The sequence below is a fragment of the Bacteroides sp. RCH18 genome (assembly GCF_058231005.1).
On the sequence record NZ_JBIPTC010000001.1, the window covers coordinates 3,627,871 to 3,639,764 of the forward strand.

Sequence of the window (11,894 nt, forward strand, 5' to 3'; positions counted from 1 at the left end):
TCAGTTTATTTTTTCTTTTAATTCATCCAGATTGTTTGCTGTTTCATAATAAGTAGAGAAAGATTGTCGGGCGAAGCCCTTATCCTCTAACGTCTTAAGTGCAGCCAGAAGTTCATTGTAAAAACCGTATTCGTTATAGAAGATCACCTTTTTCTGATGATATCCGATAGAGGCGGCGGCTATGACGTGGAAAATCTCGTCGAGTGTACCTACACCACCAGGCAATGCGACCAATATCTCCGACTTCTCTGTTATCACATCTTTCCGGTCGCTCAGGTTACGGGTATGAATCACCTCGTCCAGTAATGTGCTCACACTACCTTTTTCTTCCAGTTTGGCAGGAACTACTCCGATGACCGTACCTCCATTCTCTTTCACGGCGCGGGCTACGCATTCCATCAGTCCGAGATTGGCTCCTCCATAAATCAACGTTTTGCCTGCTTTTCCCATCCATTCTCCGATTTGACGGGCACTGTCAAAGTACATTTTGTCAATGTTTTCCGAGGCAGAACAGAATATTCCTATCTTTTTCATACACGTTGTTGCTAATATAGTCTACAAATATCTGCAATTTTCTATAAACGACAATAAGTTTTATTGTATTTTTGCGGCATTAATTCAATAAGGAAGTAGAAAACAATGCATTACAACGAATATACATTGCCGAATGGCCTGCGCATAATTCATGAACCGACTCTCTCGAAAGTAGCTTATTGTGGTTTTGCCATCGATGCCGGAACGCGCGATGAGGCTGAGAATGAGCAGGGGATGGCTCATTTCGTGGAACATCTTATTTTTAAAGGGACGGAGAAGCGGAAAGCGTGGCATATCCTTAACCGCATGGAGAATGTGGGCGGCGATCTGAATGCCTATACGAATAAAGAGGAGACGGTTGTCTATGCCGCCTTCCTGACCGGGCATCTGGAACGTGCACTCGAATTGCTCGGAGATATTGTATTCCATTCTACTTTCCCGCAGCATGAAATAGAAAAGGAGACGGAAGTGATCATTGACGAAATCCAGTCTTATGAGGATAATCCTTCGGAGTTGATCTTCGATGATTTTGAAGATATGATTTTCCGTAACCATCCGTTGGGAAGGAACATTCTCGGTAAGCCGGAACTGCTGCGGAGTTTCCGTACGGAGGATGTTCTCTCGTTTACCCGTCGCTTTTATCAACCGGGGAATATGGTATTCTTTGTTCAGGGACAATATGATTTCAAGAAGATTATCCGTCTGGCGGAAAAGCATTTGTCCGATATCCCGGCAGTGACGGTGGATAATCAGCGTATGCCTCCTCCTCTTTATGTGCCCGAACGGTTGGTAGTGCCTAAAGATACTCATCAGGCGCATGTAATGATTGGTAGCCGGGGATACAATGCGTATGATGATAAGCGTACGGCACTTTATCTGCTGAATAATGTGCTTGGCGGTCCGGGCATGAACAGTAAGCTGAATGTATCGCTTCGCGAGCGGAGGGGATTGGTGTATAATGTAGAGTCCAATCTGACTTCTTATACCGATACAGGAGCTTTCTGCATCTATTTCGGTACGGATATCGAAGATATGGATACCTGTCTGAAACTGACTTATAAAGAACTGAAGCGAATGCGGGATGTGAAGATGACATCTTCTCAGCTGGCGGCAGCGAAGAAGCAACTGATAGGCCAGATCGGTGTGGCGTCTGATAATTTCGAGAATAATGCGCTGGGTATGGCGAAAACATATCTGCACTATCATAAGTACGAATCGTCAGAATCAGTGTTCCATCGTATTGAGGCGTTGACGGCAGAACAACTGCTGGAGGTTGCCAATGAGATGTTTGCGGAGGAATATTTGTCGACGTTGATTTATAAGTGATACCTTGAGTGAAGAATGTCATATTTCCTACAAAACTTTAATACTCTAATGAAAAATAAATGTTTGCTGTTGTTGCTGTTTGCTTCTTTTCCGATTTTTTCATGGGCTGATGAAACTCTTGATTCACTATTGCATGTCCTTGATCAGACAATCCTAGCACATGACACTTATGTGGTACAGCGCGAATCGCGGATACGGCATCTGAAAGAGCTTGCCGGAGACGTGGCTCCTAATTCCATAGAACGCTATAATCTGAATAATCAGATCTATAAGGAATATAAAGCCTTTATTTGCGATTCCGCTATTTACTATTTAAATGAGAATGTTCGTATTGCGGGTAATCTGGGAGATACTGACCGGGAAATAGAAAGTAAACTGCAACTTTCTCTTTTGCTTTCTTCTACGGGTATGTATACCGAATCAATTGATGTCTTGAAGTCAGTAGACCGACAGAAGGTAACTTCACATCTGATACTTGATTATTATACATGTTTCGATCATGTGTATGGTGAGATGGGATTTTATACACAAGATCAGACGTTATCTGCTTATTATCGGGAAATATCGTCAGCATATAAAGATTCATTATATGCGATATTATCTCCTCAATCGGAAGAATTTATGGTCATGCGCGAAACGTTATTTCGTGACCGGCACAAGTATGATGAGGCCTTGGAGATAAACGACCGTCGCCTGATGGCAGCAGAGCCCGATACGCCTCAATATGCACTTGTAACTTACCATCGCTCACTTATTTATAAATATCTTGGAGATAAAATAAGAGAGAAACAGAATCTTTGCCTTTCTGCTATCTCTGATATTCGTTCTGCTATTAAAGATCATGCTTCTTTGTGGATGTTGGCTCAGTTGCTCTATGAGAATGGCGATATGGAGAGAGCTTACCAATATATGCGTTTCTCGTGGAATGCTACCAAATTTTATAATGCTCGTCTTCGAAGTTGGCAGAGTGCCGATGTACTTTCTTTGATTGATAAAACTTATCAGGCGATGATTGAGAAACAGAACGACCGCCTTCAGCAGTATTTAGTGCTGATTACGGCATTGCTGGTGCTGCTGATTGGTGCGTTGGGCTATATATACCGGCAGATGAAGAAATTGGCTGTTGCAAGGAATCATCTGCAGACAGCCAATCATCAATTGAATCAATTGAATGAAGAATTACAGCAAATGAATGCCTGTTTGACATCTACCAATGCAGAACTGTCTGAATCTAACCAGATTAAGGAAGAATATATTGCCCGTTTTATTAAACTCTGCTCTACTTATATCAATCGGCTCGATGCATATCGTCGTATGGTAAATAAGAAAGTATCTGCTGGTCAGATAGCAGAATTACTTAAAATCACCCGCTCACAAGATGCCCTTGATGAGGAATTGGAAGAACTATATGCCAACTTTGATACTGCTTTCCTGCATTTATTTCCCGATTTTGTGAAGAAGTTCAATGCATTGTTGCAAGACAATGAACAAATCATTCTGAAGAAAGATGAATTATTGAATACCGAACTGAGAATTTTTGCATTAATACGTCTTGGTATTGAAGATAGTTCACAAATAGCAGAGTTTCTCCGTTATTCGGTGAATACAATTTATAATTATCGGGCGAAAGTAAAAAACAAAGCTCGTGGTTCCAGAGAAGATTTCGAAGATTTAGTTCGGAAAATACGTTGATCGATGTTGTAACCTATCCACTTTTTAGGCCTCTTTGGTTGATATTAACTTTCTGTTTATTAGTGGTTTGTCTGTTTGTATAATCCACTTATTATACCCTCATTGTCAAATCACTTCAGTTTCTTTATACTTTTGACCTGTGCTTCTGAAATAGTGGCGAAAGTCCTGTCAAGCACATACCTTAATTATAAACTTTAAAATTAATACGCATGAAAAAGAACAGGCGAAAAATCCTTTCGGGGAGTCGCAAGATTCTCTTTGCTATCTTAGCAGTATTTTTTTCTCTGAGTGCATCCGCACAACAATTTACTGCATCCGGTCAGGTGCTGGATGCACAGAAAGAACCGCTTATCGGTGTAAGTGTACAAGAAAAGGGGACAACTAACGGAGCGATAACTGATTTAGACGGTAACTTTACATTGACGGTCCGGTCCAATGCTACTTTAATATTCTCTTATGTAGGATATAAATCGCAGGAACAGAAAGCATCCCGACAGATGAAAGTTACACTTCAGGAAGACAATGAAGTACTTGAAGAAGTAGTTGTGATCGGCTATGGTTCGGTAAAACGTAAAGATGTTACGACAGCCATTTCCACTGTGTCTACTAAAGATCTTGATGTACGTCCCATCGTTTCTGCCGGACAGGCTATTCAGGGTAAGGCAGCCGGTATCTCCGTAATTCAGCCTAGCGGTACGCCGGGAGGAGAGATGTCTATCCGTGTGCGTGGTACTACTTCTATGAACGGAAGTAACGATCCGCTATATGTAGTGGATGGTGTTCCTGTGGATAACATTAAGTTTTTATCTCCGAATGATATTGAAAGCATGCAGATTCTGAAAGATGCCTCTTCGGCTTCTATCTATGGTTCGCGTGCTGCCAATGGTGTAATTCTGATTACAACAAAGGCCGGAGCGACCGGAAAGGCAAAAGTATCTCTGACAGCACAGTTTGGCTTGAACAAGGTGGCGGATAAGGTAGAATCTCTGAATGCTGCGCAGTATAAAGAGTTACAGGATGAAATCGGACTGGTATCCTTGCCTGATGGACTGCCCGACCGTACTGATTGGTTTGACGAAACATATAAGACCGGAAAGATGCAAAATTATCAGGTAGCAGTATCTAACGGTAATGAAAAGATGAAATACTATCTTTCTGCCGGATATCTCGATGAAAAGGGAATACTGGATATCTCTTATTATAAGCGTTATAATTTCCGGGTGAATCTTGAAAATCAGATTCGTAGTTGGTTGACAGTAAGTGCTAATATCTCCTACTCGGACTATACCAGTAACGGAGGGGGAGCGATGGGAACAGGAGCGAATCGCGGTGGCGTTGTATTGGCTGTTATCAATACGCCGACATATGCTCCGATCTGGGATGCTTTAAATCCGAACCAGTATTACAATAACTTCTATGGAGTTGGAAATATCACCAACCCGTTGGAGAACATGGCACGTGCAAAGAATAATAAAGATAAGGAAAACCGTTTGCTGGCATCGGGCAACGTGTTGCTTACCTTGCTGCCGGAGTTGAAGTTTAAATCAACTCTAACACTTGACCGTCGCAATGCTGTAAATACTACTTTTCTTGATCCGATTTCTACTGCCTGGGGACGTAACCAGTATGGTGAAGCTTCCGACAACCGGAATATGAATACGGTATTGACATTCGACAATGTATTTACTTACAATAAGAACTTCAAGAGACATGGTCTGGAGGTAATGGCAGGGTCATCGTGGACGGATTCAGACTACTCTAACAGCTGGATAAACGGTTCACACTACCGCAATGATCTGATACAGACCTTGAATGCCGCGAACAAGATTGCCTGGGATAATACCGGTACAGGTGCTTCTCAATGGGGAATTATGTCATTTTTCGGACGTGTAGCTTACAATTTTGATAGTAAGTACCTGTTGACGGCTAACCTGCGTGCCGACGGTTCTTCTAAGTTGCATCCTGATCATCGTTGGGGGGTATTCCCATCGTTCTCAGCTGCCTGGCGTGTATCTTCCGAGAAGTTTATGGCTGATTTGACGTGGATTGATGATTTTAAAATACGTGGAGGCTGGGGACAGACAGGTAATCAGTCTGGTATTGGTGACTATGCTTATTTGCAACGTTATAATATCGGTCGTATTGAATGGTTTAAGGTAGCGGCTGAAGGTGATACAACAGATTATGCGAATGCGGTACCGACTATCAGCCAGGCCAATTTACGTACGTCTGACCTTACTTGGGAAACGACTACTCAGACCAATATTGGTCTGGACCTGACAGTATTGAATGGACGTTTGACTTTTAACATGGACTACTATTACAAGAAGACCAAGAACATGCTGATGAACGTATCACTGCCTGCCGGTGCTGCCGCAGCTACTTCTATCGCCCGTAATGAAGGTGAAATGACTAATAAAGGTTTTGAGCTTACCATTAGTTCGAAGAACTTCCGGGGGGGAGCATTTACCTGGGATACGGACTTCAATATTTCCTTCAACCGGAACAAATTGACGAAACTTGAATTGCAGAAAGTGTACTATGATGCCAAAACTGCGGATGTAGTCAACGATTATGTAGTGCGTAATGAGCCGGGACGTGCTTTAGGAGGCTTTTACGGATATATCAGTGACGGTGTAGATCCTGAGACAGGTGAATTAATGTATCGTGACCTGAGTGGTGATGGTAAAATCTCGACTTCCGACCGTACTTATATCGGCGACCCGAATCCGGACTTTACTTATGGTCTGACCAACACTTTCTCATGGAAAGGATTTAATTTGAGTGTGTTTATCCAAGGCTCTTATGGAAATGATATCTTCAATGCTTCCCGTATAGAAACAGAAGGGATGTACGATGGAAAGAATCAGTCTACCAAAGTACTGAACCGCTGGAAGATACCCGGACAGATAACCAATGTGCCGAAAGCTAATTTCAAGTTGCTGAACTCTACTTACTTTATTGAAGATGGCAGTTACCTGAGATTGAAAGACGTTTCCTTGTCGTACAACTTTAAGGGCAAATTACTGCAGAAATGGGGAATCACCCGTCTGCAACCTTACTTTACCGCTACCAATCTGCTGACATGGACAAGCTACTCCGGCATGGATCCGGAAGTAAACCAATGGGGCAACAGCGGTACGGTGCAAGGCATCGACTGGGGTACATACCCGCATTCTAGATCATACGTGTTTGGTATTAATGTTGAATTCTAATGAAAGGAAAGACTATGAAACTAAGATATATATTTTATGGACTCACTTCCGGTTTGCTGTTCGGACTTTCTTCCTGCTCACTGAATTACGATCCGATCGATACTTATTCGGATGTGACCGAAGGTGTGACGGATACCGGTACAAAGGTGGTATTTAAAGATAAAGCGGCTGTAGAAAGTCACCTGACGACTATCTACAATCAGATGCGCGACCGTCAGGAACACTGGTATGTGGACTTGTTGCTCATATCAGATTCGCATGCGGATAATGCGTACGCAGGAACTACGGGAGCTGAGGTACTTCCGTTTGAGAACAATTCCATCGAAGGTTCCAACTCTGTGCTCGAACGTGACTGGAATCGTTATCTGGAAGACGTTGCCCGTGCTAATAAATTGATATGTAATATTGACTTGGTGACCGATAACTCTTTGACTACTGCCGAACGTGCGCAGTATAAGGCGGAAGCAATGATATTCCGTGCCATGGTCATGTTCGATATGGTACGTCTGTGGGGGGATTTCCCGGTTATTACAACAGTAGCTGATGATATTACTTCAGAAAATATCGAAGATGTGTATGAACAATATTTCCCGGCACAAAACACAGAACTGGAAGCTTATCAGCAGATAGAGAAAGATTTGCTGGCTGCCATCCAGCATGCGCCGGATAATACGGCAGGCAACAAAACTCTGTTTACAAAATCCGTAGCCCGTACTCTTCTTGCAAAGATCTATGCAGAGAAACCGTTGCGTGACTATTCAAAAGTAATCCGTTACTGTGACGAGGTGAAGGCTGATGGTTTTGAGCTTGTGAAGGACTTTAGCGATTTGTTCGGCATGAATGCTGCCGGAACGGATGCAAAAGCCCGTAATACTAAAGAATCTATACTGGAAGCTCAGTTTACTCCCGGTTCGGGTAACTGGTGTACATGGATGTTCGGACGTGACCTTGTAAACTGGAATAATAACTTCACTTGGGCAAAATGGGTAACTCCGTCACGTGATTTGATCAATGCTTTCAAGAAAGAAGGAGATCAGATTCGCTTTCAGGAATCCGTAGTTTACTATGATTGTAATTGGAGCAACTATTATCCGTCGGACAATTATCCTTTCATGTACAAATGCCGTTCGGCTAATAGCAGCATTATTAAATACCGCTATGCTGATGTGCTGTTATTGAAGGCAGAAGCATTGATCATGCAGGATACGCCGGATCTGGAAGCGGCAGCTAAGATCATCGACGAAGTGCGTGAACGTGCCGGATTGGGCGAATTGTCTTCATCCGTACGTAAAGACCGGGATGCGATGATTACCGCATTGCTCAACGAACGTCGGCTGGAACTGGCATTCGAAGGACAACGCTGGTTTGATCTGGTTCGTCTGGATAAGGTAGAAGAGGTGATGAACGCCGTATATGCGAAAGATTCAGGTCGCAAGTCACAGGTTTACGCCTTTGATAAGAACTCTTATCGCCTGCCTATCCCACAATCGGTAATCGATGCCAATGACAAGATTGAACAGAACCCCGGATATTGATAGAGCCGGAGATAACATCACTTATAATGTATTTAAATAGAAAAAGAAACTAACGATTATGATAAACATGAGAAATATAGCACTGACCTTTTTAGGATGCTTCACCATATTAGCGGCTTGTAGCAATAGTGATGATGCGGAAAAACCGGTAGTACCTGTCCCCACCGGAGATGTAGCCATTTATACGACAACCAGCAGTCTGACCCGTGATTTGACCCGTGATGCGGTTAACTTCAGCCCGAAAGACAATTTGGCTCCAACCACAATAACTTTGAATCCTGCGGAACAGTACCAGACGATGGATGGTTTCGGAGCAGCTATCACAGGTTCTACCTGTTACAACCTGTTACTGATGAAACCGGCTGACCGTCATGCTTTCCTGACGGAAACATTCTCCGATAAAGATGGTTTCGGATTCAGTTACATCCGTATTTCCATTGGTTGTTCGGACTTCTCGTTAAGCGAATATACCTGCTGTGATACGAAAGGGATCGAAAACTTTGCTTTGCAGAGCGAAGAAAAGGACTATATCCTTCCGATCCTGAAAGAGATTCTGGCCATTAACCCTTCTATCAAGGTAATTGCTGCTCCTTGGACCTGTCCGAAATGGATGAAAGTGAAAAGCCTGACAGACCGTACACCATTGGATTCGTGGACGAACGGACAATTGAACCCGGATTATTATCAGGATTATGCTACTTATTTTGTGAAATGGATACAGGCATTTAAAGCCGAAGGCATTGACATTTATGCAGTAACTCCGCAAAATGAACCTTTGAACCGTGGCAACTCCGCTTCGCTCTATATGGAATGGGAAGAACAAAGAGACTTCGTGAAAACAGCGCTCGGTCCTCAGATGAAAGCTGCCGGACTGTCTACCAAGATTTATGCTTTCGACCATAACTACAATTATGACAATATCGAATCGCAGAAGAACTATCCGGGCAAGATTTACGAAGATGCCGCTGCTTCTCAGTATCTGGCAGGTGCTGCTTACCATAACTATGGCGGCAACCGTGAAGAATTGCTGAATATACATCAGGCATATCCTGAGAAAGAACTTCTGTTTACAGAAACTTCTATCGGCACATGGAACAGCGGACGTGACTTGTCGAAGCGTCTGATGGAAGATATGGAAGAGGTAGCATTGGGAACAATCAATAATTGGTGTAAGGGCGTAATTGTCTGGAATCTGATGCTCGATAACGACCGTGGTCCGAATCGTGAAGGTGGTTGTCAGACTTGCTATGGTGCGGTAGATATCAATAACAGTGATTATAAGACAATCATACGTAACTCTCACTACTATATCATTGCTCATCTTTCAAGTGTTGTGAAGCCGGGAGCTGTGCGTATCGCCACTACCGGTTATACGGACAACGGTATTACCTGTTCTGCTTTCGAAAATACGGACGGAACGTATGCCTTTGTTCTGATAAACAACAATGAGAAGTCGAAGAAGATAACTGTCAGCGACGGTCAACGTCATTTCGCTTATGACGTTCCCGGTAAATCAGTAACTTCATACCGTTGGGCAAAGTCAAAGTAAGAACCTTAAAAGTATAAAGACAATGAAAAAAAGTATCTATATAACATTGGCATTGGCGGGAATCTTATCCATGAATTCCTGTAATGATGACGAGTTCCTTCCCGGTAATCCGAGTATGGAGATCAAGGCGGAGAATGCGGATGCCCTTTTCGGCGACAGCCTTCCGTTTACGATCAAGGCTTCGGATGTAGACGTTCCTCTTTCTACTTTGAAAGCGCAGCTTTTCTATGGAGAAGAACAGGTCTCTGAAACGGTGATCCGAACAAAGACAAGTGGAAGCGACTATACCGGAAAGATTTATATTCCTTATTATGCTAATATTCCTAACGGAAAGGCGACATTGAAGTATATCCTTCAGAATATTCACTTTACTACGACGGAACAGGAAACGGAACTTACGTTGGCACGCCCGGACTTTCCTTATCTGACCCTGGTAGATGAAGAAGGGCAGGAGTACCGGATGGACAGGCAATCGATGTATCATTATAGCGTATCGGGAGACTTTTCGCAGAAGATGAAAGCGTATATCAAAACTCCGAAAGTAGGGGAGCACGGCAACGAGCTAACTTTTGGCTGGGAAGACAATACGATTGCAGTAGGCTCTACTACGTCTATCCCGTTCTCCAATACAGAGCCGGGCAATTATACGATTCAGTTTAATACTTTCAACTATGAAGCAAGTCCGTTTGCCAAATTATTGCTGAATGGAAAAGAAATGGAACTGGTAGAAAACGATGTATATGCTGTTAAACTGTCGTTAAAGCAGAATGACATTCTGACGTTCGAAGGAGTGCCTGCTTATGATGAATGGTGGATTGATCCGGACTTCTTTGAAAAGCAGGAGGATGGAACACTGAAGTTCCTGCCGATTGACGGAAGCTATCAGATTACAGCAAACGGTAAGAGACAGTACTTCTCTGTCATAGCTTTAAAAGACGGTGAAGCAGCTAAATTGCAGGATGACGGAACAGGAGCTATCTGGGCTATCGGAAATGGAATTGGCAAGCCGTCGGTATCTTTGTACGAAGTGGGATGGACGCCGGAGAATGGTTTGTGTATGCCGCAACTTACGGCAAAGAAGTATCAGCTTACGTTTACTGCCGGTGTGACTATGAAAACAAGTGATATTGACTTTAAATTCTTCCACATAAACAAGTGGGATAATGGTGAATTTAAGGGAGATGCCATCTCTACTACAAGCGACCTTGTTGAAATAACAGAGTCGGGTAACTTGAAGTTGCAGGAAGGTCAGAAATTTGAGAGAGGCGGTGTTTATAAGTTTACGGTAGATGTAACGAAAGGTAATACCAAAGCAGTACTGACTGTAGAGAAAGTAGGACAGGTAGACTTGCCGCGACCGGACATTACAATCAATGGAATGAAGCTGGAAGAAGGCAGTTCCGATATGTATCAATTGCAGATGTCTTTGACGCAGAACCAGACACTCGAAATAGGTGGCATCGAAGATCTAAATGATTGGTATGTTGATCCAGATTATCTGGTGAAGACCGGAGATAATCACTTGAAGTTCTTGCCGGTTGCCGGTAGCTACAGGGTGATGGTAAATGCTACACGTAAATACTTTGCAGTAATACGTATGAATGGCAATAGTGAAGCCGGACTGGATGCTGACGGGCATGGTGCCGTATGGTTGTTGGGCTATGGTATGGGCTCTCCGTCTATTAAGGACGAATTTAACTGGGACTTTTCGACTGCTTATTGTGTGGCGGAAATCAGTCCGAAAGTTTATCAGTTTACTGGGAAGACTGGTGCTGAAGGCAGTACGGTTATTGGTGAACGCATACGATACGATTATATCAGTGTTAAATATCTGGGTGGAAAGTCTTGGGATCAGCAATTTCATCAAAAGAACCTGCAAATGGATCAGGCTACCCGGAACTTATTCAATGTTGATGAGGAAAATCTTGTATTGGCCTCTCCGTTGGAACAGGGAGTTACTTATGTGTTTACGTTAGATTTCACTCAGGGGATAGATAAAGGAATTCTTTCTGTTGTGAAGAAGTAAAAATACAGAAATCATTT

At 43.1% G+C, this 11,894-nt stretch carries 7 protein-coding genes; 6 read left to right on the top strand and 1 reads right to left on the bottom strand.

Features of this window, described 5'->3' with window-relative positions; translation table 11 throughout:
- Nucleotides 1–534: an LOG family protein gene (locus ACHLI0_RS14095; RefSeq protein WP_008762909.1), complete on the bottom strand. Its 534-nt coding sequence runs from the start codon at nt 532–534 to the stop codon at nt 1–3.
- Between the two features lie 105 nt (nt 535–639).
- On the opposite strand from ACHLI0_RS14095, the gene ACHLI0_RS14100 reads away from it, so the two are divergent.
- From ACHLI0_RS14100 to ACHLI0_RS14125, 6 genes are all read left to right on the top strand, one after another.
- A complete protein-coding gene (locus ACHLI0_RS14100) occupies nt 640–1,860 on the top strand; it encodes a M16 family metallopeptidase (RefSeq protein ID WP_054959279.1) in 1,221 nt (406 codons plus the stop codon).
- Nucleotides 1,861–1,908: 48 nt separating this feature from the next.
- Complete coding sequence (susR, locus tag ACHLI0_RS14105) at nt 1,909–3,552, top strand: SusR family glycan utilization regulator (RefSeq protein ID WP_008762911.1); 1,644 nt, start codon at nt 1,909–1,911, stop codon at nt 3,550–3,552.
- Between the two features lie 209 nt (nt 3,553–3,761).
- Nucleotides 3,762–6,767, top strand: a complete 3,006-nt coding sequence (locus ACHLI0_RS14110) for a SusC/RagA family TonB-linked outer membrane protein (RefSeq protein WP_008762912.1) — start codon at nt 3,762–3,764, stop codon at nt 6,765–6,767.
- On the top strand, nt 6,767–8,302 hold the full coding sequence (locus ACHLI0_RS14115) for a RagB/SusD family nutrient uptake outer membrane protein (RefSeq protein WP_008767524.1): 1,536 nt from the start codon (nt 6,767–6,769) through the stop codon (nt 8,300–8,302). Before ACHLI0_RS14110 ends, ACHLI0_RS14115 begins: the two co-directional genes overlap by 1 nt.
- 58 nt (nt 8,303–8,360) lie before the next feature.
- Nucleotides 8,361–9,851 carry an endo-1,6-beta-glucanase gene (locus tag ACHLI0_RS14120; protein ID WP_011108760.1) on the top strand — a complete coding sequence of 497 codons (1,491 nt, stop codon included), beginning with the start codon at nt 8,361–8,363 and terminating at the stop codon, nt 9,849–9,851.
- 22 nt (nt 9,852–9,873) lie between these two features.
- Nucleotides 9,874–11,877: a DUF5125 domain-containing protein gene (locus ACHLI0_RS14125; protein ID WP_225683843.1), complete on the top strand. Its 2,004-nt coding sequence runs from the start codon at nt 9,874–9,876 to the stop codon at nt 11,875–11,877.
- Nucleotides 11,878–11,894 lie beyond the last annotated feature (17 nt).